Source organism: Azospirillum sp. TSO5, from assembly GCF_003116065.1.
Classification (GTDB): domain Bacteria; phylum Pseudomonadota; class Alphaproteobacteria; order Azospirillales; family Azospirillaceae; genus Azospirillum.
Map to the genome: position 1 here is coordinate 53261 of NZ_LGQY01000074.1, position 25728 is coordinate 78988.

Below are 25728 nucleotides of genomic sequence, written 5' to 3' on the forward strand. Positions count from 1 at the left end.
CGACCCTGCCCCCTCTCCTCCCCGGGGAGAGGGTTGGGGTGAGGGGGACGCGCTGCGCGGATCGCTCAACCACGACGCTTCACCGCTTCGCCGAACAGCCCTTGTGGCCGCAGCACCAGGATCGCCAGCAGCGTCAGGTACAAGGCCCCCAGCGCCACCGGGTAGGACAGCACCGACGACACCCCGACCTCGAACAGCGCGATCAGCAAAGCCCCCACCACCGCGCCCGGCACGGAGCCCCAACCGCCCACCGTCACCGCGATGTAGGCCTTCAAAATCAGGTCCCCGCCCGAGGTCGGCGTGACGAAATAGCGGTTGGCCAGCAGCAGCCCGGCTGCACCCGCGCAGGCGGCCCCGATGGCGAACGTCACCAGAATCATCGCGGTGACCGGCACTCCACAGGCGCGCGCCATCTCCGGATCCTGCGCCGTCGCGCGCAGCCGGCGGCCGAGTTGCGTACGCGCGAAGATCCATTGCTGCGCGCCGATCAGCAGGGCCGCCACCGCGACGATGGCGAGCGACTGCTCCGGCACCGCCAGCCCGGCGATGTGCAGGGTTTCGTCGCCGAACAGCGGCGGTGCAGCGCGCGGCTCCGGCCCGAACAGGATGGCGGCGCCGTTCTGCAGGATGATGCCGACCGCGATGGTGCTGATGAAGACCGACACCGGCGGCCGGCGGCGCAGCGGCAGATAGGCCGCCAGGGCCAGCAGCAGACCCAACGCCGCCATCAGCACCAGCACCACAGGCAGCAGGACGATGCCCGGCAACGGGATCAGCGGCGCCAGCGCCACCGCCAGCAGCCCGCCGGCCATCACGAGGTCGCCCTGCGCGAAATTCACCGCCGAGGTGGCGTTCAGCACCAGCACGAAGCCCAGCGCCACCAGGGCATAGGCCGCCCCCAGCGCCACCCCATTGACCAGCAGTTGAAACGCCGCCATCCGCTCACTTCGCCGCGAGCGTCGGGTCGTCGTACCGCTTCACCAGCTTCGGCACGCGGCTGGTCCCGTCATAGCAGACGATGACGGCGGAATGGGCCATGTTGCCCTTGCCATCCGACTTGTAGGTCATGGCGAGACCCTTGAACGTCTCCGCCGACAGCGCCTTGCGGATCGCGTCGGGCGTGCGGGCGCCGGCCTTCACCGCCTCCAGCACCATCGTCATCCCATCATACTGGCCGAGCGCGAAGGCGTCCGGGTCCTTACCGAAAGCGGTCCGGTAAGCGTCGGTGAAGGCCTTGACCTCTGGCGTGTCGCCGGAAATGGGCGAGGCCGCGGTCTCGGCGCAGACGCCCTTCAGCTCCGCCGGTTCCAGCAGAGCCGCGGTGCTCGGCTGATGCATGGCGGAGCCGGCGACGATCGGCAGCGTCACGCCGCTGGACGCCGCCTGCCGCAGCAGCAGCGCGGTCGGGCCGGAATGCAGGTGCAGCACCAGCACGTCGGGCTTGGCGGCCAGCGCCTTGGTCAGCACCGGCAGCAGGTCCTTGGCCGCCGGATCCACCCCCTCCTCGAACACCGGCGTGACGCCCAGCGCCTTGAAGGCGGCGTCGAGATGGGTCTTGCCGCTCTGCCCATAGGCGGTGGTCTGATAGATGATCGCCGGGTGCCGCTTGCCCAACGCCTCCACCACATAGCGGGCGTGGGCGGATTTGGTCACGGCGTCGCCGGGGAAGAAGCGGAAGACCCAGGGGTTGCCCTGCTCGGTGATCGAGGCGGTGCCGGACACGGTGACCAGCGGCAGTTTCAGCTCCTGCGCCAGCGGCAGCATCGCCAGCATCTGGGTGCCGAGCATGCTGGCGGCGACCGCCCCGACGGTTCCGCTGCCGGCCGCCCGCTCCAGCGCCGTCACCGCCGCCTCGGGCGAGGTGCCGGTGTCGACGACCTCCGACGCGATGGCGACGCCGGCCGGCGTCTGCTTCAGCGCCAGGACGGCACCGTTGCGCTGGCTGGTGCCCTCCAGCGACAGGAATCCGGTCAGCGGAACCAGCACCGGAAAGGACAGCGTGTCGTCGGCCCGCGCCGCCGGAGACAGGCAGGACGTGGCCGCCAGCAGGCCGATCAGAAGGGGAAGCGCGCGCCGCATGACCGAAAACTCCTCAACTCGCGCCGGCAACCGGAGCGACGCGGAGGGGACGGGGCGTTTGCGGCTGATCCGTCGGGTTCCGGTCGGCTCCCTTCGCCGGCATGACCCGGATCAGGTTCGATGGGTGTTGTCTCAGCCCCCGCATCCGCCGATCCGGCGAAAGGCAGGGGCACCCCAGCCGTGAACAGGCGGCGAGAGTGTCGCCGCCGGCCCCGTCCTGTCAAGAACCCAGCCGGCGACGCGCCACCAGGGTTTCACGATGCAGGATGTAGAGCCCGCTGCCGATGATGACCATGGCGCCGGCGATCACCGGCACGGTCGGCAAATCGCCGAACACCAGCCAGCCGAACAGGCTGGCCCAGACCATGCCGGTATATTCGAAGGGCGCCACCACCGCCGGCGGCGCGCGGCGGAAGGCCTGGGTCAGCAGCACCTGCGCGCCGGCGCCGATCGCGCCGACCAGCGCCATCAGCCCCAGTGCGAAGGCAGTCGGCGCCGTCCACACCGGCACCGTCAGCGCGCCGCTGACCACCGTCGTCGTCAGCAGCAGATAGAGCACGATGGACGCGCTGGTCTCCGTGCGCGACAGGCCGCGTACGGCCAGCGCCGCCAATGCATAGAACAGCGCGGCGCAAAGCCCGACCAGCACCGGCACCAGCGGCGCCCCGGCCGAGGGCTGCGCCATCACCACGACGCCGCCGAATCCGACCACCACCGCCGCCCAGCGCCGCCAGCCCACGGGTTCCCCCAACAGCGGCGCGGACAGCGCGGTGATGAACAGCGGCCCGGCGAAGCTCAGCACATAGACGTCGGCCAGCGGCAGTTCGCGGAACGCATAGAAGAAGCATCCCATCGAGATCAGCCCGGCGAAGGCCCGCCAGACATGCCCCCAGGGCCGCCGCGTCCGCATCGCCGCGATTCCGCCGCCGCGCCACAGCGTGTAACCGCCCACCAGCAGGAAGGCGACCAGCGAGCGCACGAACATCAGCTGCGGCACCGGGTAATCGGCGGTCAGGAACTTGATGAGCGTGTCCATCGCCGCGAACAGCAGGATCGCACCCAGGAAGCAGCCGACGGCATAGGGAACCGAATCGGCCTCGGCTGGCAGCAGGTCGGCGGTCTCGGCGTCGGTCATCGGATTGGTTCGGAACGGCAATGGCGGAGGTTGCCCACATTATGGGCAAACGCCCCCGCGTCCCAATGCCGCAACCGCAGGTCTGATAGGCGTGGGGTTTTCGCGGAGTTCAGGCTTCGGATGCCCCCTCCCCAACCCTCCCCCGCCTTTGGCGGGAGAGGGTGCCTTATGCGAAGCGGCGGCAGTCCCCTCTCCCGCGTGAGCGGGGGGAGGGTTAGGGAGGGGGCACCGTCAGCCGACACTCAACCGTGAGCAAACACCCTCTCACCTTGTCAGCACCATCACCAGCCGCTCCACCGGCGCATCGTTCACCAGATGTGACTCAACGATCTCATCAATGTCCTCCGGCGTTTCCGGCCGGTACCAGATGCCTTCGGGATAGACCACCATCAGCGGCCCGGCGGAGCAGAAGCCGAGGCAGCCCGTCATCGCCATGCCGACATCGGCCAGACCCTTCGCCTGGATTTTCTGGTCCAGCCGCTGCCACAGCGGGTGGGCGCCCTTGGCGGCGCAGTTGCCGCGGGGATGGCCGGGCGGACGCTGCTGGGCGCAGCAGAAGACGTGGTGGCGGAAGGTCTGCGGAATGTCGAGCGGCATCGGGCATGCTCCATGACCATAAAAATTATATGGTTTAGAAGCATGCCAGATTGCTGCGCTGCGGCAAGGGTTTTTGTAATCCTTCTAACCCACGGCACCTACAGCGATTCCGGCGCGATGAAATGCTTGGTCGGCAGAGCATTGGCGGTTAAGAATCCGCGGCAAGGGGCAATCCAGGAGACGCCGGTGCTGCTGAGCGGATCGGGGAAGGGCCAGCCGGGCGCAGTGCCGGGCTGGGTCGGGTATGCGCTGCTGCCGGTTCTCAACCTCGTCGCGGCCTTCGTGCTGTCGGGGCTGGTGATCCTGGTGATCGGCGAGAATCCGGTCGACGTGCTGTCGCTGCTGCTGTCGGAGGCTCTGGGCTATCCGGAGGCCATCGGCTACACCCTTTATTACACCACCGACTACATCTTCACCGGGCTGGCGGTCGCCATCGCCTTCCATTGCGGGCTGTTCAACATCGGCGGCGAGGGGCAGGCCTATCTCGGCGGCCTCGGCGCCGGGCTGGTGGCGCTGGCGCTGACCGGCTGGCCCTGGCCGGTGGTGGCGCTGCTGGCGGTGCTGGCATCGGCCCTGTTCGGCGCTGCCTGGGCCTTCATCCCGGCCTGGTTGCAGGCCAAACGCGGCAGCCACATCGTCATCACGACGATCATGTTCAATTTCATCGCCGCGTCGATCATGACCTGGCTGCTGGTGGACGTGCTGATCCGCCCCGGCAGCCAGTCGCCCGAGACCCGCGAGTTCGATCCCGGTGTCTGGCTGCCGTCGATGGACCGCGCGCTGGGCTGGTTCGGCATCACCATCCCGGCCTCGCCGCTGAACCTGTCCTTCCTGTGGGCGCTGGCCTGCTGCCTGCTGTTCCACATCTTCCTGCGCCGCACCCGCTGGGGCTACGAGCTGCGCACGGTGGGCCGGAACGAGCGGGCGGCGGTCTATGCCGGCATCTCGCCGTCGCGGAACATCATCATCGCCATGCTGATCTCCGGCGCGCTGGCCGGCTTCGTGGGCGTGAACGAGATCCTGGGCGTGCAGCACCGGGTGATCCTGAACTTCACCGGCGGCGTCGGCTTCGTCGGCATCGCCGTGGCACTGATGGGGCGCAACCACCCGGTCGGGATCATTCTGGCGGCATTGCTGTTCGGGGTTCTGGCGCAGGGCGGCGGCCAGCTGTCCTTCGACTATCCCACGATCAACCGCGAGCTGGTGATGGTCATCCAGGGTTTGGTCATCCTGTTCGCCGGCGCGATGGAGAACCTGTTCAAGCCACAGGTGGAGGCGCTGTTCCGCCGCCGCAGCACCACCGCCGCCGCAGATATCGCCACCGGGGGAAGGGGCTGAGCGATGGAGGACGCGCTTCTTCTGGCACTGCAGCTGCTGAGCGCCACCATCCGGGTGGCGACGCCGCTGGTGCTGGCCGCCTTCGCCGGTATGTATTGCGAGCGGTCGGGCGTGGTCGACATCGGGCTGGAAGGCAAGATGCTGGCCGGCGCCTTCTTCTCCGCCGCCGTCGCGTCGACGACGCTGAACCCCTGGCTGGGGCTGCTGGCCGGCATCGCCGCCGGGGTGGCGCTGGCGCTGGTCCATGGCTTCGCCTGCATCACCCACAACGGCAATCAGGTGGTGTCGGGCATGGCGATCAACATCCTGGTCGCCGGGCTGGCGCCGACGCTGGCCTATGCCTGGTTCCAGCAGGGCGGCCAGACCCCGCTTCTGCCCAATCAGGCGCGCATTCCCGCGGTGGAGCTGCCGGGGGTCGATGCGCTGGCCGGCGTGCCGGTGCTGGGGCCGGTCTACCGCGAATTGCTGAACGGCAACAATGTGCTGATCTGGGTGACGCTGGTCCTGGTGATCGCCACCCAATGGGTGCTCTACCGCTCGCGCTTCGGGCTGCGGCTGCGGGCGGTGGGCGAGAATCCGGCGGCGGTCGACACCGCCGGCCTGTCGGTGACGAAGCTGCGCTATCAGGCGCTGCTGGTGACCGGCGCGCTGACGGGGATGGCCGGCTCGTATCTCTCCACCGGCCACGGCGCCGGCTTCGTCCGCGACATGACCGCCGGCAAGGGCTATCTGGCGCTGGCCGCGCTGATCTTCGGCAAATGGCGGCCTGGACCGACCCTGTTCGCCTGCCTGCTGTTCGCCTTCACCGATGCGGTGCAGGTGCGCCTGCAGGGGGTGGAATTGCCGGGCATCGGCGTCATCCCGGTGCAGTTCATCCAGATGCTGCCCTATGTGCTGACCGTCCTGCTGCTGGCCGGCTTCGTCGGCAAGGCCGTCGCCCCGAAGGCGAGCGGCATCCCCTATGTCAAGGAGCGCTGACGCCATGACCGACCCGGCAGAGTTGCCCCGGATGATCGAAGCGGCCCGTGCCGCGCGCGAGAACGCCCACGCCCCCTATTCCAAATTCAAGGTGGGTGCGGCGATCCTTGGCGAATCGGGGCGCATCTTCGCCGGCTGCAATGTGGAGAATGCCGCCTACCCGCAGGGCCAGTGCGCCGAATCGAGCGCCATCGGCGCCATGGTCACTGCCGGTGACCGCCGCATCCGCGCCATCGTCGTCATGGGCGGCGAGGCGGGGGCGGAGGAAATCTGCACACCTTGCGGCGGTTGCCGCCAGCGCATCCGCGAATTCGCCACGCCGGAAACCCCGATCCACATCTGCGACCCGGCCGGTCTGCGGCGGACCTTTTCGCTGGAGATCCTGTTGCCCGAATCGTTTGGCCCCACCAATTTAGCCTTCTGAGCGGAGTTTCCCGACATGACGGCAGCCCGCGCCGCCGCGGACATCCTTCACCGTGCCTCCGGCCACCGGCCGCGGGTCGGCATCGTGCTGGGTTCCGGCCTGGGCGACATCGCCGACCGCATCGCCGATGCCGTATCCATCCCCTACGGCGAGATCGCCGGCTTCCCGGTCCCCAGCGTCTCCGGCCATGCCGGGCGGCTGGTCGTTGGGCAGCTCGGCGGGGTCGAGGTCGCCTGCATGCAGGGCCGCGTCCATGCCTATGAAGGCAACGGCTTCGATGCGCTGAAAACCGCCGTGCGGGCGCTGAAGCTGGCCGGCTGCGACACACTGGTGCTGACCGCCGCCGTCGGCTCGCTCCGGCTGGAGGTCGGGCCGGGCCGACTGATGGCGATCAGCGACCATCTGAACCTGCTGGGTTCCAACCCCCTGACCGGCCCGAACGACGAAGCCTTCGGCGAGCGCTTCCCCAGCATGACCGACGCCTGGGATCCGGCTCTGCGCAGCCTCTTGAAGGACGTCGCCGCCGGCCTGTCCATCGATCTGGCGGAGGGCATCTATGCCGCCTATCCCGGCCCGTCCTTCGAGACGCCGGCCGAGGTGCGGATGATGAAGCTGCTCGGTGCCGACGCGGTCGGCATGTCCACCGTTCCGGAATGCATCATCGCCCGCCATTGCGGCCTGCGGGTCGTCGGCTGCGCGGTCGTCACCAACCTGGGGGTCGGGCTCGGCGACGGGCCGGTCGACCATCACCAGACCCTGACTGCCGCATCTGCGGCAGCCGCCGACCTGGAGCGCCTGCTGGTCGGTTTTCTCGAACGCCTGCATGAAAAGGACGGGTCCCGGTCATGAAACTGTCTGCCGACCTGCAAAGCGCGCTCGACGCCAGCGCCAACGCCCCGTCCGACGCCGATCTGGCGCGCCGTGCCGTGGGCATGCTCGACCTCACCAGCCTGAACGGCGACGACAGCGACCGGGTGGTGCAGGATCTCTGCGCCCGCGCCGTCACGCCCGTCGGGCCGGTCGCCGCCGTCTGCGTCTGGGCGCGCTTCGTCCCCACTGCCCGCAAGGCGCTGGAGGGAACGCCGGTGAAGGTCGCCACCGTGGTGAATTTCCCGACCGGCGAGGCCGACGCCTCCTCGGTGGCGGCGGAAACCCGGCGCGCCATCGCCGACGGCGCCGACGAGATCGACGTGGTGCTGCCCTACAAGGCCTTCATCGACGGCGCCCGTACCCAGCCGATGAATGTGGTGAAGGCCTGCCGCGAGGCCTGCGGCGACAAGGCCCTGATGAAGGTGATCCTGGAATCGGGCGCCTTCCCCGACGCCGACCTGCTGGCCTGGGCGGCCCGCGACGCCATCGCCGCCGGAGCCGATTTCCTGAAGACCTCCACCGGCAAGACCCAGCCGGCCGCCACCCTGCCGGCGGCGGCGGTGATGCTGGACTGCATCTATGAATCGGGCAAGCCGGTCGGCTTCAAGGCGTCCGGCGGCATCCGCGACGCGGCGGAGGCGGCGCGCTATCTGGCGCTGGCCGACCATATCCTGGGGGAAGGCTGGGCAACGCCGCAGACCTTCCGCTTCGGCGCGTCCAGCCTGCTCGACTCGCTGCTGGTGGCGGCCGGGCATGGGGAGCGGGAGGGCGAACGCGAACCGGCCCCGGCGGGAGGGTACTGAGGCATGCTTCCGCAGGAGATCGTTCGCGCCAAGCGCGATGGCCAGCTGCTCGACGCCGCCACCATCCAGGATTTCGTGCGTGGCATCACCGACGGCAGCGTGTCGGAGGCCCAGGCGGCGGCCTTCGCCATGGCCGTCTTCTTCCGCGGCATGAGCCTGGACGAACGGGTGGCGTTGACCCGCGCCATGCGCGATTCCGGCACGGTGATGGAATGGCGCTCGCTGGACCTGCCCGGCCCAGTGATCGACAAGCATTCCACGGGGGGCGTCGGCGACAAGGTCAGCCTGATCCTGGCGCCGATGCTGGCGGCCTGCGGCGGCTTCGTGCCGATGGTGTCCGGACGCGGGCTCGGCCACACCGGCGGCACGCTCGACAAGTTCGAGAGCATCCCCGGCTATCGCGCCAAGCCCGACAACGACCTGCTGCGCCGGGTGGTGAAGCAGGTCGGCTGCGCGGTGATCGGCGCCACCGACGACATCGCCCCGGCCGACAAGCGGCTCTACGCCATTCGCGACGTGACGGCGACGGTCGAATCGCTCGACCTCATCACCGCGTCGATCCTGTCGAAGAAGCTCGCCGCCGGGCTGGATGCGCTGGTCATGGACGTGAAGTTCGGCAGCGGCGCCTTCATGCAGCGCCTCTCGGATGCCGAGGCGCTGGCCGAGAGCATCGTCACCGTGTCGAAGGGCGCCGGCCTGCCGGCGGTGGCCCTGCTGACCGACATGAACGAGGTGCTGGGCCGCAGCGCCGGCAACGCGCTGGAGATGCGGGAATGCCTCGCCATCCTGCGCGGCGAACCGGCCGACCCTCGACTCTATGAGGTGACGGCGGCACTGGCGGCGGAACTGCTGGCGCTTGCCGGGCTGGCGCCGGACGCGGCGGCAGGACGCGCCATGGCTGACCGCTCCATCGCCAGCGGCGCAGCGGCGGAGCGTTTCGCCCGCATGGTAGAGGCGCTCGGCGGACCGGCCGACCTTCTGGAACAGCCAGACCGGCATCTGGAAAGCGCACCGATCGTCCGCCCGGTCTTCGCCGAGCGGTCCGGCCTCGTCGGCGCCATCGACACCCGCGGCGTTGGCATGGCGGTGGTGGCGCTGGGCGGCGGCCGGACCAGGACGACCGATGCCATCGACTTCGCCGTCGGCTTCGACGAGATCGCCGGGCTGGGTGACGCCGTGGGGCCGGGAGACCGCCCGCTGGCGATCCTACACGCCCGCACGGAAGCCCAGGCCGAGGAGGCGGAACGGCGCCTGCGCGCGTCGGTCACGGTGAGCGATACGGCACCGGCGCGCGGGCCGCTGATCGCGAAACGTTTGGGGTAAAGTGCGCTTAACCCCTTCTCCCCCCTGGGGAGAAGGTTGGGATGAGGGGGTTCGGCGCAGCCGAAGAGAGCCACGAAGCGCATCCCCCTCACCCTAACCCTCTCCCCGGGGGGGGAGAGGGGATCCGGGGCGGGAGAGGGAAAGCTCCCGGTCGCGACCTACCGCCGGAACAGGAACTCGCGGCCGACCTTCACGCGGCGTTCGCCGTCATACTCGATGATGTCGGCGGTCGCGTAGGTCTCGGTCCAGCGTTCGGGCAGGTAGCTGCCGGTGCCGATCACGTCCACCGGGGCGTTGGCCTCCGCCATCAGCCGGCACTTGGCCGGGCCGAAGCCGCTGCTGGCGACGATCTTCACCGCCGGGAAGCCGGCCTCGTCCAGCCTTTCGCGCACATAGTGGATCGCCGCGGCCGACACGCCGGTGCCGATCAGGTAGCGCAGCTGCGTCTCGTCGCGATAGCCGCGGATGGCATGCGGCGCATGGCGCTCCAGCACCGCGTAGGAGCCGGGCGGGTCCAGCCCCTCGACGAAACGGCCACCGGGGGTGTCGAGCCGCAGCGACAGCTTGCCTTGCGCGGCCAACTGCGGGAAGCGGCGGCAAACCTCAAGCCCGTCGGTGATCTCCCGGCCGAAATAATCGACCAGCACGGTCAGGGCCAGGTCGGGGAAGGTCTCGTGGAACATCTCCGCCGCGCGCACGGTCGAGCCGGCATAGCCGATCAGGGCGTGCGGCATGGTGCCCATGCCCCGTTCCTGCCCGAAATAGGAGGCGGTGGCGTCGGTGGCGTTGCCGACGAAGCCCTTGGCGCCGACCTTGCGCTTCGCCCGGTCGGACCCGACGGAGGCCGCATAGGCCATCATTTCCGCCATCTCGGTCCCGGCGCAGTGGCGGGCGTCCATGGCGAGGAAGGCGACCTTGGGCAGGTCGGCGCACATGGTGAAGGCGTTGTAGGCGGCGACGCTGGCCGGACCCAGCTTCTGCAGCAGGATCGTCTCGCAATCGACCAGATGGTAGAAGGAGCCGGTGATGTACATGATCGGCTCGCCGGCGCCGACCCACTTGCCCTCGGGGTAGTTCAGTTCGATCTGGAAGCTGGTGTTGCGTTCCCGCGCCACCGACTCCAGCCAGTCCACCGCAAGGCGCGGGGCGCAGACCACCGGACGCCGCATGAAGATCGCATAGGTGACGGTCTTGTCGCCGAACTTGCCGACCGCCTCCTTGGTGCGGCGGAAATAGGTGTCCGTCCAGTCGGGCACCGCCGCGGAGGACGGATGGAGGGCCGTCGGCCGTCCATCGACTGACCGGCTGCCAACTGATCGGTTATCGGTGTCGCTCATACCCGTCACCCTCGCCTTCCGCCCCTGTCTATGCCCGCGTCCGCGCCTGTGTCTGCGCATGGCTTTGCAGTGCTTCGTTATGGATGGTCCGGCCACCGGACAGGGCAGCCGGCCGGTTGTGTTGGAATCCCAGCATTATACGCCCCGGTCGGTCGGGGGAAGAGGCTTCCCACCCTATCAACCCGCGGCGGATGGCTGCGTTGCGTTTTTCGGCGGGGATTCAGCGGCCGTCTCCGGGAAAAATCTCAAATGCTTTCGAAAGCTGCCCTGCAATCCCACAGTCAATCACCGTCGATCTACCGGCAATCAAAGAAAAACCAGATAAAATACCTTTATTTGACCTACCACTTCCGCGCTTTTAGAGTTTTGGAACCGGTTCGGCGGCAACAACTCGGCAGTGCGGAATGACCAAGGCATCAGTCTCTGCCGAAGCCGGCCAAGGCAGCCTGCCCTCCTTCGATGGAACCGGAAACCGGATCGTCCTGACATTGCTGGGGCTGATGCTGGCTTTCGCCGGCGCCGGGATCGGCAGTGCGCTGCTTCTGCGCCCGGCCCCCGCCCAGGGCGCCTATTCCCCTGCCCGCGTCGAGGCGACACCGGCCGTCTATGCCGCCCTGCCCACCCTGACGGTCACGCTCAACGACGGCCGCCGGTTGCAGGAGCTGCGGCTGCGCGCCGTTTTGGAATTCGACCCGTCGACCCCGATGGAGACGGTCACGCCGCATCTGCCGCGCATCGCGGACGCCATCGAACGGCGCCTGCTGGAGGTCGACCCCGCCGAACTGCGTGGGGCGGAGGGGCAGGTCTATGTCAAGGACGCGTTGCGCTACGTCGCCAACAAGACCATGCGTCCGCTGAAGCTTCGGCAAGTGCTGATCCAGGACATGCTGCTGCGCTGAGGGCGCGCTTCCCAACGCCCGCCCCGACCCCATATCCTGCCCGACGACATTCGTTCGTGGGTTAAAGGTCCAGTTGCGGAAGGAGACGGCCGTGGCCGAGTTCGATTTCGACCTCTTCACCATCGGGGCGGGGTCCGGGGGCGTCGCCGCCAGCCGGCGCGCGGCGTCCTACGGCGCCAAGGTGGCGATCTGCGAGGGCAGCCGCGTCGGCGGCACCTGCGTGATCCGCGGCTGCGTGCCGAAAAAGCTGCTGGTCTACGCCGCCCAGTTCCGCGACGGCTTCGAGGATTCCTGCGGCTATGGCTGGAACTCGCACACGCCGACCTTCGACTGGGAAACGCTGATCGCGCGCAAGGACCGCGAGATCGACCGGCTGAACGGCATCTACATCAATATGCTGAAGAACTCCGGCGTCACCCTGTATGAAGGGTTCGGCCGGATCATCGACCCCCACACGGTCGAGGTCGACGGCAAGCGCTACACCGCCCGCAACATCCTGATCGCCACCGGCGGCTGGCCGACCCTGCCGCAGGTGGAAGGGATGGAGCATGCTGCGACCTCCAACGAGGCGCTGCATCTGGAAACACTGCCCCACTCCGTCCTGATCATCGGCGGCGGCTACATCGCCGTGGAGTTCGCCAGCATTTTCCGCGGGCTGGGCGCCGAAGTAACGCTGATGATCCGCGGCGACGACCTGCTGAACGGCTTTGACGACGACATCCGCATCGCCCTGGCGCAGGAGATGCGCAAGCGCGGCATCAACATTATTTCGCGCTGCAAGCCGGCGAAGCTGGAAAAGGGTCCCGGCGGCTACACCCTGACCGACCATATGGGCCGCGAGCATTCCGCCGGCCTGGTGATGGCCGCCACCGGCCGCCGTCCGAACACCAAGAATCTCGGCCTGGAAGAGGTCGGCATCACCCTGAACGAGGCCGGCGCGATCCCGGTCGACGAGTGGTCGCGGACCTCGGTCGACAGCATCTATGCCATCGGCGACGTCACCGACCGCATGGCGCTGACCCCGATCGCCATCGCCGAGGGCCGGGCGTTGGCCGAAACGCTGTACAACGACAACCCGATGCACATCGGCTACGACAACGTGCCGACCGCGGTGTTCTCGCTGCCGCCGCTGGGCACCGTCGGCCTGACCGAAATGCAGGCCCGCGCCAAATACCCGCAGGTCGACATCTACAAGGCCGGCTTCCGCCCGATGAAGCACACCTTGTCCGGCCGTGACGAGCGGGTGCTGATGAAGCTGGTGGTGGACGGCGAAAGCCAGCGCGTGCTGGGCTGCCACATGATGGGCATGGATGCGCCGGAGATGATGCAGCCGATGGCCATCGCCATGAACTGCGGCGCCACCAAGCGCGACTTCGACCGCACCATCGCGCTGCACCCCTCCACATCGGAAGAATTCGTGCTGATGCGCGAGAAGGCGGAGCCGGAAAAGAAGATCTGACCCTCTCAGGGATCGGGTCGGCAGCAATGGCCGCAAGGTTGGCGGCACGGGGGGACCATCCCTTCGTGCCGCCATTTTCATAAGAAGCCGTCCTCGGCATGCCTCAAGCGATATAGCACGCCAAGACAGGGATTTTTCTTGGAACGCTTCTAAAGCCTCCTGGGTTGAGGGCATGGAGCGGCCCGGTGCCGGTCGCTCCGATCCTCGGCCCCCCGCCAAACGGGCCATCAGACGCAGGAGGAGTCCCTCGCATGTTCATGCATAACAAAAAGCTCATGTACACGGTCCGCGTGTCGGAGCCGAACCCGGTGCTCGCCAGCCTCATGCTTGAGCAGTTCGGCGGGCCGCAGGGCGAGCTTGCCGCGGCCATGCGCTACTTCACCCAGGGTCTGGCCGACGAGGATCCGGGCCGCAAGGACATGCTGATCGACATCGCGACCGAGGAGTTGAGCCACCTGGAGGTCATCGGTTCCATCGTCGCCATGCTGACCAAGGGCGCCAAGGGCAAGCTGGCCGAAGGGGCGGAGGCGACCACCGACCTGTACGCCAACATCACCCAGGGCAACGGCAGCCACACCCTGTCGCTGCTGTATGGCGGCGGGCCGGCCCTGGTGAATTCGGCCGGGCAGTTGTGGACCGGCGGCTACATCGACAGCATCGGCGAGCCGACGGCCGATCTGCGCTCCAACGTCGCGGCGGAAGCGCGCGCCAAGATCATTTACGAGCGCCTGATCAACGTCACCGACGATCCGGGCGTGAAAGATGCGCTGGGCTTCCTGATGACCCGCGAAATCGCCCACCAGAAGAGCTTCGAAAAGGCGCTTTACGCCATCGACAACAACTTCCCGCCGGGCAAGCTGCCGGGCAAGCCGGAATACACCGACAAGTATTACAACATGAGCCAGGGCGAAGGCGACATGCGCGGCCCCTGGAACCAGGGCGCCCAGTGGGAGTTCGTCGACGTCAAGATGGGCGACGCCCCGGTCAATGGCGGCGACGGCAACCCGACGGTCAAGCTCGCCGCGTCGGAACTGGCGGCGGTCAATGCCGTGGCCGCCCGCACCATGTCGAAGCCGGATTCCGATCCGACCACCGGCGCCGACCTGGGCGCGGGCCCGGGCGCCGGCAAGACCAAGACGACCGCCGGCGGGCGTTAAGCTCCACCGGCATTGCCGTCCCCGTCATTGCGCGGGGACGGCGGCCTCTTCCTCGCGGCGGTGCAGGCCCATCAGCCAGACCAGCAGGCACAGGGCCGGAATGGCGCCCGCCATCGACAGCAGGAAGAAGCTGACCCAATCCATCCGCTCCGCCAGCCAGCCGGAGGAGGCGCCGAACAGGTCGCCGCCCAGCTTGTAGAGGCTGGACAGCAGCGCATACTGCGTCGCGGTGTAGGCGACATTGCACAGGCTGGACAGATAGGCGACGAAGGCGGAGGTCGCGATGCCGGCGCAGACATTCTCCACCGCCACCGTCATCGCCAGGGTCGACACGTCGTTGCCGTTCCAGGCCAGCACGACATAGCCCAGGTTCGACACCATCTGCAGGATGCCGCCGATCATCAGGCCGCGCAGCACGCCGACCTTGCCCACCAGCAGGCCGCCGAGCAAGCCGCCGGCGATCGTCGCCCACAGTCCGAACAGCTTGCTGACGTTGGCGATCTCCACCTTGGTGAAGCCCAGGCTGATGTAGAAGGTCGAGGACATCTGGCCGGCCAGCACCTCCCCCAGCTTGTAGCTGGCGATGAAGGCCAGGATCACCACCCAGCCGCGCCGCTCCATGAATTGGGCGAAGGGCGCCACCACCGCTCCGTAAATCCAGGCGAGCACGACGGCGCTGCGGCCCGACAGATGCGGCCGGTGACCCAGCCATTCGGCGATCAGCTTTTCACGGGCGCTGGGCGGCGGCTCCTTCGGCTCGCGGCACAGCAGGATGGTGGCCATGCCGACCAGAACCAGCGCCGCCATCACCTCGTAGGCCGTGCGCCAGCCATGGTATTGCGCGATGTAGAGCGCACCCGCCCCCGCCGCCATCATGCCGAAGCGATAGCCCAGCACCAGCACCGCGGCACCGGCGGCCTGCTGATGCTCCTCCAGCACCTCGACGCGATAGGCATCGACGACGATGTCCTGGCTGGCGGAGCAGAAGGCGACCAGCACGGCGCACATCGCCGTCCACCACAGGTCCTGCCCCGGATCGGTGGTGCCCAGCCCCAGCAGCGCCGCGATCAGCGCCGCCTGCGCGGTCAGCGCCCAGCCGCGCCGCCGCCCGAACAGCCGCGTCATCACCGGCAGCCGCAGCCGGTCGATCAGCGGCGCCCACAGGAACTTCAGCGCATAGGGCATGGTGACCAGCGCGAACAGCCCGATGTTGGTGCGGCTGACGCCCTGTTCTGTCAGCCAGACATTCAGCGTGGCGCCGGTCAGCGCCAGCGGCAGCCCTTCGGAGAAGCCCAGGAACAGGATCGCCAACACGCGCGGGTCGCGGTAGACGGCCAGGGCCTGCCCCCAGGAGGACAGGCGCTTTGCCCGCCAGGATGTCGCTTTCACCGGGGAGGCTCCTCTCGGGCGTGGTCGGTTGCCCCCGATGTATACTGGCCGCGGCCACGCGCCGCCAGCGGCCCATATATTTCAGGGGCGAAGCGAAGTTCCTTTCATCTGAAATCACCCACGGTGGCAGGCGACCTGTCCCGATGGCACAGCATTGCCGGCAGGCGGGCCGAAACTGTGGAAAAGTTACCGCGAGTCGCGCTATAGAGTACCCCCCACGGGTTTCGCCGCCGGTCGTTCGCCGCCCGCCCGGCCCCCGTTCCGCAATCGTCAAGGAAGAGCAGGCGCGTCATGGTCGAGCGTTGGACACCCGCCAGTTGGAGGACGAAACCGGCGAAGCAGTTGCCGACTTATCCCGACCAGTCGAAGGTCGAGGCGGTCGAACAGCGTCTGTCCTCCTATCCGCCGCTCGTCTTCGCCGGCGAGGCCCGCCGGCTGAAGTCCAAGCTGGCCGATGCCGCCGCCGGCCAGGCCTTCCTGCTGCAGGGCGGCGACTGCGCCGAGAGCTTCGCCGAGTTCCACCCCAACAACATCCGCGACACCTTCCGCGTCCTGCTGCAGATGGCCGTGGTGCTGACCTTCGGCGCCTCGATCCCGGTCATCAAGGTCGGCCGCATGGCCGGCCAGTTCGCCAAGCCGCGCTCGGCCGACATGGAAGAGATCAACGGGGTCGAACTGCCGTCCTACCGCGGCGACATCATCAACGGCTTCGACTTCACCAGCGACGCCCGCGTTCCCGATCCGGAACGCATGATGCAGGCCTACACCCAGGCCGCCGCGACGCTGAACCTGCTGCGCGCCTTCGCCCAGGGCGGTTACGCCGACCTGCACAAGGTCCATCAGTGGACGCTGAGCTTCGTCGAGAAGTCCCCGGCCGGCGAGCATTTCCAGGAGCTGGCCAACCGCCTGGACGAGACGCTGGCCTTCATGGCCGCCTGCGGCATCACCGCGGAGACCACGCCGCAGCTGCGCGAGACCGACTTCTTCACCAGCCACGAGGCGCTGCTGCTGCCGTTCGAGCAGGCGCTGACCCGCGTCGACAGCACCACCGGCGACTGGTACGACGTGTCGGCCCACATGCTGTGGATCGGCGACCGCACCCGCCAGCCTGACGGCGCCCATGTCGAGTTCCTGCGCGGGGTGAAGAACCCGATCGGCCTGAAATGCGGCCCGACCACCGACCCGGACGAGCTGATCCGCCTGATCGACATCCTGAACCCGACCAACGAGGCCGGGCGCCTGACGCTGATCGTGCGCATGGGCTCCGACAAGGTGGCGGAGAAGTTCCCGCCGCTGCTGCGCAAGGTTCAGCGCGAAGGCCGCACGGTGGTGTGGTCCTGCGACCCGATGCACGGCAACACGGTCAAGTCGACCACCGGCTACAAGACCCGTCCGGTCGAGCGGGTGCTGGCCGAGGCGCGCGGTTTCTTCGAGGTACATCAGGCCGAAGGCACCCATGCCGGCGGCGTGCATTTCGAGCTGACCGGCCAGGACGTGACGGAGTGCACGGGCGGCGCCCAGGCGATCACCGACCACAATCTGGCGCTGCGCTACCACACCGCCTGCGATCCGCGCCTGAACGCCAGCCAGTCGCTGGAGCTGGCCTTCTTGCTGTCGGAAAAGCTGAAGGAAGGTCGCCAAACCCGCGAGGCCCAGCGCCGCGCCGCGATGGCTGCCGAATAAACAGCTGCGGAAAACAAATCGGGGGGCGCTTTCGGCGCCCCCCTTTTTCATGCCCTGATTACCGTTCGATTTCCTTGTTCCAGCGCTGGTTCCAGTCCGGGCGCTTCTCGTTGATGACGTCCCAGTCCACCGTGACGGCGTTCTTCATGTAGCCCTGGAACTTGTTCATCTCGTCGGCGACGTCGGCCGGCGCCGTGACCTTGGTGTTGGACGGGATCTGCGCGCCATACTGCAGGGCGGCGAGCTGCGCCTCCGGCCCCAGCAGATAGGCGGCCAGCTTCTGCGCGGCCTCGTTGTCCGGGTTCTTGGCGACGACGCATTCGCCGACCATCAGCACGACCGAGCCTTCCTTCGGCTGGGCATATTCCACCGGAATGCCCTTGGCCTTCAGGCTGCCGACGCCGGTCGGGGTCAGCGGGAAGATGGCCGCCTCGTTGGTCTGCACCATCTCGGCGATCTTGGCGGAGCTGGGGATGTATTCCAGCACGTTCGGGCCGATGGTCTTGCGCCAGGTGGTGAAGCCCGGATCGACGTTGGCCTCGGTGCCGCCCTTGATGCGGTTGTACATTAGGAAGGCGTGCAAGCCGAAGGAGCTGCTGGCGGCGGACTGGACGACGACCTTGCCCTTGTACTTGGCATCGGCCAGGTCCATCCAGCTGGTCGGCGGCGCCCAGCCCTTCTCGTCGAACATCGCCTTGTTATAGGCGAGGCCGGTCATGCCCATGTTCACGCCGACGGCCATGTCGCCCTTCATGCGCGACGACGGATAGACGTCGTTCAGCACCGGCGAGCTGTCCATCTTCTGGCACAGGCCCATGCCAATCGCGCGGTACATCAGCCCGTCGTCCAGGAAGACGACGTGCATCTGCGGATTGTCCTTCTGCGCCTGCAGTTTGGCCAGGATGTCGGACGAGGTGCCGGGAACCACCACCACCTTGATGCCGGTCGCCTTCTCGAAGGCGGGGAAGACATGCTCGGTGTAGGTCTTCTCCATCGTGCCGCCGTTCATGCCGATGTAGACCGTCTTGGTCTGGGCGGCGGCGGGGGTGGAGAGCGCGGCGGCCGCCGTGATGGCAACCGTGGCGAGACCGGTGAGCGACAGGGTACGCAAGCTGGGCATGCATGTCCTCCAATGGGCCAAAGGGTGAAGTCTCGGGTGAAGTCTTTAAGCGGTCGGTGAAAAGCGGTCGATGCGGAAGGGCTCCAGCGGCATCGGCGTCTCGCCGCCGGTGACCAGTTCGGCCAGCGTCTGGCCGACGCCGGGGCCGATCTGGAAGCCGGCGCCGGAGAAGCCGAAGGCGTGGAACAGTCCGGGGGTGGTGCGGCTGGGGCCGATGACCGGGTTGCGGTCGGGCGTGTAGCCCTCCACCCCGGTCCAGCAGCGGATGACGTGGGCGTGGCGCAGCTGGGGAAACAGCTCCGCCGCGTCGCGCATCAGGGTCAGCACGGCATCGCGCTGCGGCCGGGCGCGGTCGGCGTCCAGCGCGAAGCCGCGCCCGCCGCCGACCACCATGTTGCCGCGCGGCACCTGCCGGCCATAGACGCCGCCACCCTCCACCCCGATGTTGACGTCGAGGAAGCGGGGCAGCGGCTCCGTCACCGCCATGTTGGGGTGGAGCGATTCCAGCGGCACCGGCTCGCCGAAGGCTTCCGCCACCCGCCAGGACCAGGCGCCGGCGGTGTTCAGCAGGAAACGGGCGCGAACTTCCAGGGCATCGCCGCTCAGCAGGACGAAACGGTCACCGTCCTTCTCCACCCGGTCGACCGGAGTCTGTTCGCGCACCACCGCACCCAGCTTGGCCGCAGCGCGGGCAAAGGCGGGGGAGACAAGGCGCGGGTTGGCGTGGCCATCCTCCGGGCAGAGCGACCCGCCAATGGCGCGGTCGCCCAGCGCCGGCCAACGGCGGCGGAACTCCTCGCCCGTGATGATCTCCAGCCCGAGGCCGAAGCCCTGGCTGCGCTCGCGATAGGCGATCAGCGACTCAAGGTCGGGCTCACTACGCGCCAGCTTCAGATGGCCGGAGCGGATATATTCGGCATCGGTGCCCAGCAGCTCCGGCAGGCGGCCCCAGATAGCGTGGGCGCGCTGGGACAGCGGCAGTTGCTCCAGTGGACGGCCCTGCCGGCGCACGCCGCCGAAATTGACGCCGCTCGCCTTGGCGCCGCACCAGTCGCGCTCCAGCAGCGTCACCGACAGGCCGGCCTGCCGCAGGAACAGCGCCGCCGACCCGCCAACGATCCCGCCGCCGACGATGGCGACGTCGCAGTCGATCCGTTCCCGCATCACGCGACCTCCCGTCCATCCGTGCCCTCTCCCCCCCGGGGAGAGGGTTGGGTGAGGGGGATGCGCGGCGGAGCGCTTGTGGCGGGTTGGGACGGTGCGGTTGGCCGACCGGATCCTCGCAATGTGTCCCCCTCACCCTGACCCTCTCCCCGGGGGGGAGAGGGGATGATCGTCGCAATGGGGAGAGGCTTGATCGGCGGCTGCGCCCGCAGGCGCCCCACCCCGTCGGGACCGGTGCCCAGCGTGCGGGACAGCAGTTCCGCCGTGGTGGCGCTGCACATGCGGCCCTGGCAGCGGCCCATGCCGGCACGGGTCAGCGCCTTGGCGCGGTTCATCTCGCGGGCCTGTTCGCTGCGGGCGATCTCGCGCACGGCGCCGGCGGTGACGCCCTCGCAACGGCAGATCATCGTGTCGTCGGCGATGGCGTCGGCCCAGTCCGCCGGGAAGGGGAAGGCCGCCGACAGGCTGCGGCGGAATGCGGCGATGCGGGCGAGCCGGCCATCCAGCTCCTTCACCCGTTTGCCGTCCACCGGCCGTCCGAGATCCTCCAGCAGGGCCAACGCCGCGCGCTCCCCCGCCAGTTCCGCCGCATCGGCCCCGGAAATGCCGCTGCCGTCGCCGGCCAGATAGACGCCGGGAACCGAGCTGCGCCCGGCCCCGTCCCGCTCCGGCAGCCACGCCCGGTCGGCCTCGTCGAATCGGAAGCGGCAACCGGCGAGGTCGGCCAGTTGCGTCTCGGACCGCAGGCCGAGCCCGAAGGCGACGGCATCGCAACCCGTGCGCTGCTCCTGACCCCGCGCATCGCGCCAGACCACCGCCTCGACCCGCTCCGTCCCCTCGGCGCGCACCGGGCGGACGCCGTTGTGGATCGGCACGCCATGGGCGCGCAGCCAGCCGACATACAGCAGCCCCTTCGCCAGCGTCGCCGCATCGCGCAGCATGCCGGCGGTGGCGCGGGCCTGGACGGCGAAGGGCGTGGTGTCGAACACCCCCGCCACCTCGACCCCGGCCTTCAGATACTGGTAGGCGACCAGATAGAGCAGCGGCCCGGTGCCGAGGAAAGCCACCCGCCGGCCGACGGCGCAGCCCTGGAACTTCAGCGCCACCTGCGACCCGCCGAGCGTAAAGACGCCGGGCAGCGTCCAGCCGGGGAAGGGCAGCACGCGGTCGGTGGCGCCGGTAGCCAGGATCAGATGGCTGAAGGGCAAGGCCTCGCTGGCGCCGTCCGACAGCAGGTCGAGCGCACCCGCCTCGCAGTTCCAAACCAGCGTGCGCGGGCGGTAGTCGACCCTGTCGCGGATGGCGGCCATGGCGCGGTGGACCGAATCGGCCTTGCCCGCCTCGAAGCCATAAAGAGCCGTCTTCGGCCGGGTGAAGCCGCCATCCGGCGGTTGCCGGTAAATCTGGCCGCCCCAGCGGGCCGCCTCATCCACCACCACCGGCCGCAGCCCGGCGGCGACCAGCCGCTCCGCGGCGCGGATGCCAGCCGGACCGGCGCCAACGATCACGGGGGGGGCGATGACGGGAGGGAGAACTTCGCTCACGAATTCCACTCCCCGCCGCTCACAAGGCGCATGCCGTCGGCAATGAAGGTGCCGCAGGCACGCAGGCGTTCGCCCTCTTCGGTCCGCACCCAGCAATCCTGGCAGGCGCCCATCATGCAGAAGCCGGCGCGCGGGGCATCGGCGAACTCCGTCCGGCGCAGCCGCTCGCCATTGGTGAGCATGGCGGTCAGGACGGTGTCGCCCTCCAGCGCCTCAACCGGGCGCCCGTCGAGGGTAAATCGGACCACGCGCCGGCCCTGTTCGGCCACACGCTGCAGCAAAGCCATGATGACTGGTCTCCGAAGAGAGGACGGCCGGAGCGGATGCTCAGTGCTGGCCGACCAGGATGCGGTCCAACCCATAGACGCGGTCGAGCAGAAGCACGGCGACCGCGGTGATGCCGATGATCAGCGCCGACACCGCCGCCATCATCGGGTCGATGGATTCGGTGGCGTACATGTACATCCGCACCGGCAGCGTCACTGTGGACGGCGAGGTGATGAAGATGGACATGGTCAGCTCGTCGAAGCTGTTGATAAAGGCGATCAGCCAGCCGCCGGTGACGCCGGGCAGGATCATCGGCAGGGTGACGCGGCGGAACACGGTGGCCTCGCTGGCGCCCAGCGAAAAGGCGGCCTGCTCCACGCTCCGGTCGAAGCCGGAAATCGCGGCGATCAGCAGGCGCATCACATAAGGCGTGACGATCACGATGTGCGCCGCCACCAGCCAGCCGAAGCTGCCCGTAGCACCGACGATGGCGAACAGCCGCAGCATGGCGACGCCCAGCACCAGATGCGGGATGATCAGCGGCGACAGGAACAGCGCATTCAGGAAACCGCGGCCGGGAAACTCCCAGCGCGTGATGGCGAGGGAGGCCGGAACCGCCAGCACCACCGCCAGCGTTGCCGACAGCACCGCCAGCCACAGGCTGTTCCAGAAGGACTGGACGAAGTCCGGGTGATGGAACACCGCGTCGAACCAGCGCAGCGAGAAGCCGTTGGTCGGCAGCGACAGCGTATTCTCGGGCGTGAAGGCGACGAGGCAGACGATCGCCAGCGGCGCCAGCATGAAGATGACGACCAGGGTGTGGAAGATCAGGGCGACGGGTCCGTTGCGGGTCATGGCATCCTCACCCCAGCCGGCGGCGGTAATGGCCTTCCACCAGACGGTGGTAGGTCAGCATGACGATCAGGTTGGCGATCAGCAGAAGTGCTGCGACCGCGGCACCCATCGGCCAGTTCAGGTCGCTGAGATACTGGTCGTAGACCACCGTCGCGACCATCTTCAGCCGCCGCCCGCCCAGCAGGCCGGGAATGGCGAAGGCGCTGGCGCTGAGGCCGAAGACGATCAGGCTTCCCGACAGGATGCCGGGCAGGATCTGCGGCGCCACCACCCGGACGATGGCCGTGCCGCGCGAGGCGCCGAAGGACAGCGCCGCCTGCTCCACCGCCGGATCCAGCTTCTGCAGCGAGGTCCAGACCGGGATGACCATGAAGGGCAGCATGACGTGGACCAGCGCCACGATCACCGTGCCTTCGGTGTAGAGCAGCCGCATGCGGCCGATGCCGAACGCCATCAGCGCGGCGTTCACCGGCCCTTCCGGCCCCAGCAGCATGCTCCAGCCGAAGGCGCGCACCACGACGGAGACCAGCAGCGGCGCCAGGATCACCAGCAGGAAGATCGACCGCCAGGGGTTGGTCATCCGGCTGAGGATGTAGGCCTCCGGCACGCCGATCACCACGCAGATGGCGGTCGCCAGCGCCGAAATCCGGAAGGTGCGCAGGAAGATTTCCAGGTAATACTCGTCGGTCAGGACCGACAGGTAATGCTCCAGCGTGAAGCCGCCGGTGCGCCCGGTCGCATAGTCGAACTGGTTGAAGGACAGCAGCGCGGTCAGGAACAGCGGGATCAGCACCAGCGCCGAGAACAGCAGGACAGCCGGCGCCGACAGGAACAGCGGCGCGGTGGGGAAACGGCGCTCATGCGTCTCCTCGTCCGGCGAGGCCGGGGCGGTGTCGGGAAGGGTGGTGCTCATCCCGTCACCTCGAGCGCCACATCGGGCGCCTCCGCCATGGCGCCGCGATGGACGCGCACGACCGACGGCGACCAGTCCAGCCCAACCGTCGCGCCCTGCTCCGCCGGGGTGGAGCCATCATTCGGCGTCACCACCATCAACGTGCCGAGCGGCCCGTCGATGTGATAGAGCCACTGGCTGCCCAGGAAGAAGCGGTCGGCGACGCGGCCAGTCAGCAGCCCGTTCGCCGGGGCGGTCAGGTGCAGCTTCTCCGGTCGGATGCACAGCGTCACCGTCTCGCCCACCGACAGGCCGGCGGTTTCCACCGGAACGGCGATGCCGGCCAGCGACACCGTGGCGCCGGCACCGGTTGCGGTGACGACCTTGCCCGGCAACAGGTTGGTCTTGCCGACGAAGCGGGAGATGAACTCCGTCTCCGGATGCTCGTAGATGCGATAGGGCTGGTCGATCTGGGTGATGCGCCCGGCTTCCATCACCACGACGCGGTCGCTGATCGAGAAGGCTTCGGCCTGATCGTGGGTGACCATGACGGTGGTGGTGCCGACCTTGCGCTGAATCTCGCGCAGTTCGAACTGCATCGCCTCGCGCAGCTTGGCGTCCAGGTTCGACAGCGGCTCGTCCAGCAGCAGGACGGGCGGGCGGATGACCAGGGCGCGCGCCAGGGCCACGCGCTGGCGCTGGCCGCCCGACAGTTCGCGCGGGTAGCGCTTGGCATAGGGGGACAGGTGGACCAGCGACAACGCCTCTTCGACGCGGGGCTTGCGCTCGCCCTTGGGCACGCGCTGCATCTCCAGGCCGAAGCTGACATTGTCGAACACGGTCATGTGCGGGAACAGCGCGTAGCTCTGGAACACGATGCCCAGCCCGCGGCTGTTCGCCTTGGCCCGCGTGATGTCGCGGCCGTCCAGCCGGATGGTGCCGGCCGACGGTTCGACGAAACCGGCGATCATCTGCAGGGTCGTGGTCTTGCCGCAGCCCGAGGGGCCGAGCAGAGAGACGAACTCCCCCTTTTCCACCGACAGCGAGACATCGCCGACCGCGGTCAGCGGGCCGTAACGCTTGGTGATGTTTTTCAATTCGAGGAACGACACGGGGGGAATTCTCCCTCTTGCGACAATTGGCCTCGGTCTCCGGGCCCCACCTGTTGCCCCGATGGTTCCGCCGCACCCCCTGTCGCGTCAATCCGCTTTTTCCATAGGCAGAAAAGATTTTGCAAAAGCTTCCGATATACGGAATAGATGGGCCAACAAACATTTACTGATTTTCAGGAAGAGGCTGGAAATGAGCGCCGACACCCGCAGCAAGGCCGACAAGAGCACCGGTGGCGAGGGCGCCGGCAACGAGGAGGCGGGCGGCAAATCCAGCCTGCAGCGCGGGCTGGCGATCCTGCGCCTGCTGGCCTCCTCCAACGAGACGGGGGCGCGGCTGACCGACATCTCGCGCGCGCTCGACCTCACCCCGCCGACCGTCCACCGCCTGCTGAAGATCCTGGTGGAAGAGGGAATGGCGGAGGCCGACAAGGCGACCAAGCGCTACCGGCTGGGCATCGACCTGTTCGGTCTGGCGGCCCAGGCCGGCAACCCGAACAACCTGCGCGACATCTGCCGGCCGATCCTGCTGCGCCTGTCGGCGACCCTGCGCGACACCATCTTCCTGCTGGTGCGCAGCGGCTTCGACGCGGTCTGCCTGGACCGCAGCGAGGGGCCCTTCCCCATCCGCTCCTTCACCGGCGACATCGGCGGCCGGGTGACGCTGGGCGTCGGCCAGGGCAGCCTCGCCATCATGGCCTTCCTGCATGAGGAGGAGCGGGAGGAGGTCATCCGCTTCAACCTGCCGCGCATGCAGGGCGTGGGCATCATCGACGAGGTCTATCTGCGCACGGAGATCGCGCGGGTGCGCGATCTGGGCTATGCCAGCCGCTCCACCGGCCTGCTGCCGGGCATGTCCGGCGTGGCGGTTCCGGTGCTGGACCGCGACGGCCATGCGGTGGCGGCACTCAGCGTCGGCACTATCAGCGAGCGGCTGAACGAAGAGCGGCTGCCGGTGGTGGTCGACATCCTGAAACGCGAGTCCGCCGCCATCAGCCGCCAGTTGAACCCCTTCGACCCCGTCCTGCGCCGTCCCGCCGCAATTCTGGGAAGCGGCCCGGCATGAAGGGCGTAAAGAAGGCCGACCTGCCGACCAAGACCTGCCCGGTCTGCAACCGTCCCTTCACTTGGCGCAAGAAGTGGGAGCGGGTGTGGGACGAGGTGAAATACTGCTCCGACCGCTGCCGCAACGACGCCCGCAGGCGCGGTGAGCGGTCGGAGAACGACACGTCGCGATCCTGACCGGATCGCCAAGAAGAGTTGCCCCTTTTTCAATCACATGCCAGCATTCTGACCGGCCGGCTGT

At 68.3% G+C, this 25728-nt stretch carries 25 protein-coding genes and 1 riboswitch; of the genes, 12 read left to right on the forward strand and 13 right to left on the reverse strand.

What is annotated here, in order from left to right:
• Positions 1-65: 65 nt before the first annotated feature.
• From TSO5_RS19360 to TSO5_RS19375, 4 genes are all read right to left on the reverse strand, one after another.
• Complete coding sequence (locus tag TSO5_RS19360; RefSeq protein ID WP_109153077.1) at positions 66-938, reverse strand: branched-chain amino acid ABC transporter permease; 873 nt, start codon at positions 936-938, stop codon at positions 66-68.
• A gap of 4 nt (positions 939-942) precedes the next feature.
• Positions 943-2079: an ABC transporter substrate-binding protein gene (locus tag TSO5_RS19365; protein WP_109153078.1), complete on the reverse strand. Its 1137-nt coding sequence runs from the start codon at positions 2077-2079 to the stop codon at positions 943-945.
• A 71-nt stretch (positions 2080-2150) separates the two neighbouring features.
• Positions 2151-2266: riboswitch (TPP riboswitch) on the reverse strand.
• A gap of 33 nt (positions 2267-2299) precedes the next feature.
• On the reverse strand, positions 2300-3214 hold the full coding sequence (locus TSO5_RS19370; RefSeq protein ID WP_109153079.1) for a DMT family transporter: 915 nt from the start codon (positions 3212-3214) through the stop codon (positions 2300-2302).
• A 264-nt stretch (positions 3215-3478) separates the two neighbouring features.
• Positions 3479-3811, reverse strand: coding sequence for a (2Fe-2S) ferredoxin domain-containing protein (locus TSO5_RS19375; protein WP_109153080.1), 333 nt, complete (start codon positions 3809-3811; stop codon positions 3479-3481).
• Positions 3812-3997: 186 nt separating this feature from the next.
• Between TSO5_RS19375 and TSO5_RS19380 the strand changes: the two genes are divergently transcribed.
• The 6 genes from TSO5_RS19380 to deoA are packed head-to-tail and all read left to right on the forward strand — an operon-like array spanning position 3998 to position 9547.
• Entirely contained in the window at positions 3998-5149 is a 1152-nt protein-coding gene (locus tag TSO5_RS19380; RefSeq protein ID WP_109153081.1) for an ABC transporter permease, read from the forward strand.
• Between the two features lie 3 nt (positions 5150-5152).
• A complete protein-coding gene (locus TSO5_RS19385) occupies positions 5153-6127 on the forward strand; it encodes an ABC transporter permease (protein ID WP_109153082.1) in 975 nt (324 codons plus the stop codon).
• Between the two features lie 4 nt (positions 6128-6131).
• Positions 6132-6551, forward strand: coding sequence for a cytidine deaminase (gene cdd / locus TSO5_RS19390; RefSeq protein ID WP_109153083.1), 420 nt, complete (start codon positions 6132-6134; stop codon positions 6549-6551).
• A 15-nt stretch (positions 6552-6566) separates the two neighbouring features.
• On the forward strand, positions 6567-7400 hold the full coding sequence (locus TSO5_RS19395) for a purine-nucleoside phosphorylase (RefSeq protein ID WP_109153084.1): 834 nt from the start codon (positions 6567-6569) through the stop codon (positions 7398-7400).
• Entirely contained in the window at positions 7397-8224 is an 828-nt protein-coding gene (gene deoC / locus TSO5_RS19400; RefSeq protein WP_109153085.1) for a deoxyribose-phosphate aldolase, read from the forward strand. The genes TSO5_RS19395 and deoC overlap by 4 nt, the downstream gene beginning before the upstream one ends.
• 3 nt (positions 8225-8227) lie before the next feature.
• Entirely contained in the window at positions 8228-9547 is a 1320-nt protein-coding gene (deoA, locus tag TSO5_RS19405) for a thymidine phosphorylase (protein WP_109153086.1), read from the forward strand.
• Positions 9548-9705: 158 nt separating this feature from the next.
• Here deoA and TSO5_RS19410 read toward each other — a convergent pair whose 3' ends face one another.
• The gene (locus tag TSO5_RS19410) at positions 9706-10884 is read right to left on the reverse strand and encodes a nicotinate phosphoribosyltransferase (RefSeq protein WP_109153087.1); all 1179 of its coding nucleotides are present in this window, start codon (positions 10882-10884) and stop codon (positions 9706-9708) included.
• A gap of 404 nt (positions 10885-11288) precedes the next feature.
• On the opposite strand from TSO5_RS19410, the gene TSO5_RS19415 reads away from it, so the two are divergent.
• The 3 genes from TSO5_RS19415 (at position 11289) to TSO5_RS19425 (ending at position 14399) form a co-directional block, all read left to right on the forward strand.
• The gene (locus tag TSO5_RS19415; RefSeq protein WP_109153088.1) at positions 11289-11783 is read left to right on the forward strand and encodes a flagellar basal body-associated FliL family protein; all 495 of its coding nucleotides are present in this window, start codon (positions 11289-11291) and stop codon (positions 11781-11783) included.
• 91 nt (positions 11784-11874) lie between these two features.
• Complete coding sequence (gor, locus tag TSO5_RS19420; protein ID WP_109153089.1) at positions 11875-13242, forward strand: glutathione-disulfide reductase; 1368 nt, start codon at positions 11875-11877, stop codon at positions 13240-13242.
• A gap of 251 nt (positions 13243-13493) precedes the next feature.
• Entirely contained in the window at positions 13494-14399 is a 906-nt protein-coding gene (locus tag TSO5_RS19425; RefSeq protein WP_109153090.1) for a manganese catalase family protein, read from the forward strand.
• Between the two features lie 24 nt (positions 14400-14423).
• Here the strand turns inward: TSO5_RS19425 and TSO5_RS19430 are convergent, their stop codons facing one another.
• Positions 14424-15788, reverse strand: a complete 1365-nt coding sequence (locus tag TSO5_RS19430) for an AmpG family muropeptide MFS transporter (RefSeq protein ID WP_109153091.1) — start codon at positions 15786-15788, stop codon at positions 14424-14426.
• Between the two features lie 291 nt (positions 15789-16079).
• Between TSO5_RS19430 and TSO5_RS19435 the strand changes: the two genes are divergently transcribed.
• Positions 16080-17471: a 3-deoxy-7-phosphoheptulonate synthase class II gene (locus tag TSO5_RS19435; RefSeq protein WP_109153092.1), complete on the forward strand. Its 1392-nt coding sequence runs from the start codon at positions 16080-16082 to the stop codon at positions 17469-17471.
• 58 nt (positions 17472-17529) lie between these two features.
• Here the strand turns inward: TSO5_RS19435 and TSO5_RS19440 are convergent, their stop codons facing one another.
• From TSO5_RS19440 to TSO5_RS19470, 7 genes are read right to left on the reverse strand one after another with little or no spacing between them, the layout of a single operon-like run.
• Positions 17530-18591, reverse strand: coding sequence for an ABC transporter substrate-binding protein (locus TSO5_RS19440; RefSeq protein WP_109153093.1), 1062 nt, complete (start codon positions 18589-18591; stop codon positions 17530-17532).
• Between the two features lie 45 nt (positions 18592-18636).
• Positions 18637-19755, reverse strand: coding sequence for an FAD-binding oxidoreductase (locus tag TSO5_RS19445; RefSeq protein WP_109153094.1), 1119 nt, complete (start codon positions 19753-19755; stop codon positions 18637-18639).
• Complete coding sequence (locus TSO5_RS19450) at positions 19755-21308, reverse strand: NAD(P)/FAD-dependent oxidoreductase (RefSeq protein ID WP_109153095.1); 1554 nt, start codon at positions 21306-21308, stop codon at positions 19755-19757. The genes TSO5_RS19445 and TSO5_RS19450 overlap by 1 nt, the downstream gene beginning before the upstream one ends.
• Entirely contained in the window at positions 21296-21586 is a 291-nt protein-coding gene (locus tag TSO5_RS19455) for a (2Fe-2S)-binding protein (RefSeq protein WP_109153096.1), read from the reverse strand. Before TSO5_RS19455 ends, TSO5_RS19450 begins: the two co-directional genes overlap by 13 nt.
• Positions 21587-21626: 40 nt before the next feature.
• Positions 21627-22421 (reverse strand): ABC transporter permease, encoded by a 795-nt coding sequence (locus tag TSO5_RS19460; RefSeq protein WP_109072965.1) that lies wholly within the window; start codon positions 22419-22421, stop codon positions 21627-21629.
• Between the two features lie 7 nt (positions 22422-22428).
• The gene (locus tag TSO5_RS19465) at positions 22429-23334 is read right to left on the reverse strand and encodes an ABC transporter permease (RefSeq protein WP_199230943.1); all 906 of its coding nucleotides are present in this window, start codon (positions 23332-23334) and stop codon (positions 22429-22431) included.
• On the reverse strand, positions 23331-24425 hold the full coding sequence (locus TSO5_RS19470) for an ABC transporter ATP-binding protein (RefSeq protein ID WP_109153097.1): 1095 nt from the start codon (positions 24423-24425) through the stop codon (positions 23331-23333). Before TSO5_RS19470 ends, TSO5_RS19465 begins: the two co-directional genes overlap by 4 nt.
• 190 nt (positions 24426-24615) lie before the next feature.
• Between TSO5_RS19470 and TSO5_RS19475 the strand changes: the two genes are divergently transcribed.
• A complete protein-coding gene (locus TSO5_RS19475; protein WP_109153098.1) occupies positions 24616-25488 on the forward strand; it encodes an IclR family transcriptional regulator in 873 nt (290 codons plus the stop codon).
• Entirely contained in the window at positions 25485-25664 is a 180-nt protein-coding gene (locus tag TSO5_RS19480) for a DUF2256 domain-containing protein (protein WP_109153099.1), read from the forward strand. Before TSO5_RS19475 ends, TSO5_RS19480 begins: the two co-directional genes overlap by 4 nt.
• Positions 25665-25728 lie beyond the last annotated feature (64 nt).

What these genes read in the sequence shown, in the direction of transcription:
- TSO5_RS19480 (WP_109153099.1), top strand. Translation starts at nt 25,485, where the DNA reads ATGAAGGGCGTAAAGAAGGCCGACCTGCCGACCAAGACCTGCCCGGTC.
- TSO5_RS19415 (WP_109153088.1), top strand. Translation starts at nt 11,289, where the DNA reads ATGACCAAGGCATCAGTCTCTGCCGAAGCCGGCCAAGGCAGCCTGCCC.
- TSO5_RS19425 (WP_109153090.1), top strand. Translation starts at nt 13,494, where the DNA reads ATGTTCATGCATAACAAAAAGCTCATGTACACGGTCCGCGTGTCGGAG.
- TSO5_RS19475 (WP_109153098.1), top strand. Translation starts at nt 24,616, where the DNA reads ATGAGCGCCGACACCCGCAGCAAGGCCGACAAGAGCACCGGTGGCGAG.
- TSO5_RS19395 (WP_109153084.1), top strand. Translation starts at nt 6,567, where the DNA reads ATGACGGCAGCCCGCGCCGCCGCGGACATCCTTCACCGTGCCTCCGGC.
- TSO5_RS19465 (WP_199230943.1), bottom strand. Translation starts at nt 23,334, where the DNA reads ATGAGCACCACCCTTCCCGACACCGCCCCGGCCTCGCCGGACGAGGAG.
- TSO5_RS19375 (WP_109153080.1), bottom strand. Translation starts at nt 3,811, where the DNA reads ATGCCGCTCGACATTCCGCAGACCTTCCGCCACCACGTCTTCTGCTGC.
- TSO5_RS19385 (WP_109153082.1), top strand. Translation starts at nt 5,153, where the DNA reads ATGGAGGACGCGCTTCTTCTGGCACTGCAGCTGCTGAGCGCCACCATC.
- TSO5_RS19435 (WP_109153092.1), top strand. Translation starts at nt 16,080, where the DNA reads ATGGTCGAGCGTTGGACACCCGCCAGTTGGAGGACGAAACCGGCGAAG.
- cdd (WP_109153083.1), top strand. Translation starts at nt 6,132, where the DNA reads ATGACCGACCCGGCAGAGTTGCCCCGGATGATCGAAGCGGCCCGTGCC.
- TSO5_RS19410 (WP_109153087.1), bottom strand. Translation starts at nt 10,884, where the DNA reads ATGAGCGACACCGATAACCGATCAGTTGGCAGCCGGTCAGTCGATGGA.
- TSO5_RS19360 (WP_109153077.1), bottom strand. Translation starts at nt 938, where the DNA reads ATGGCGGCGTTTCAACTGCTGGTCAATGGGGTGGCGCTGGGGGCGGCC.
- TSO5_RS19445 (WP_109153094.1), bottom strand. Translation starts at nt 19,755, where the DNA reads ATGCGGGAACGGATCGACTGCGACGTCGCCATCGTCGGCGGCGGGATC.
- TSO5_RS19460 (WP_109072965.1), bottom strand. Translation starts at nt 22,421, where the DNA reads ATGACCCGCAACGGACCCGTCGCCCTGATCTTCCACACCCTGGTCGTC.
- deoC (WP_109153085.1), top strand. Translation starts at nt 7,397, where the DNA reads ATGAAACTGTCTGCCGACCTGCAAAGCGCGCTCGACGCCAGCGCCAAC.
- TSO5_RS19365 (WP_109153078.1), bottom strand. Translation starts at nt 2,079, where the DNA reads ATGCGGCGCGCGCTTCCCCTTCTGATCGGCCTGCTGGCGGCCACGTCC.
- deoA (WP_109153086.1), top strand. Translation starts at nt 8,228, where the DNA reads ATGCTTCCGCAGGAGATCGTTCGCGCCAAGCGCGATGGCCAGCTGCTC.
- TSO5_RS19440 (WP_109153093.1), bottom strand. Translation starts at nt 18,591, where the DNA reads ATGCCCAGCTTGCGTACCCTGTCGCTCACCGGTCTCGCCACGGTTGCC.
- TSO5_RS19455 (WP_109153096.1), bottom strand. Translation starts at nt 21,586, where the DNA reads ATGGCTTTGCTGCAGCGTGTGGCCGAACAGGGCCGGCGCGTGGTCCGA.
- TSO5_RS19370 (WP_109153079.1), bottom strand. Translation starts at nt 3,214, where the DNA reads ATGACCGACGCCGAGACCGCCGACCTGCTGCCAGCCGAGGCCGATTCG.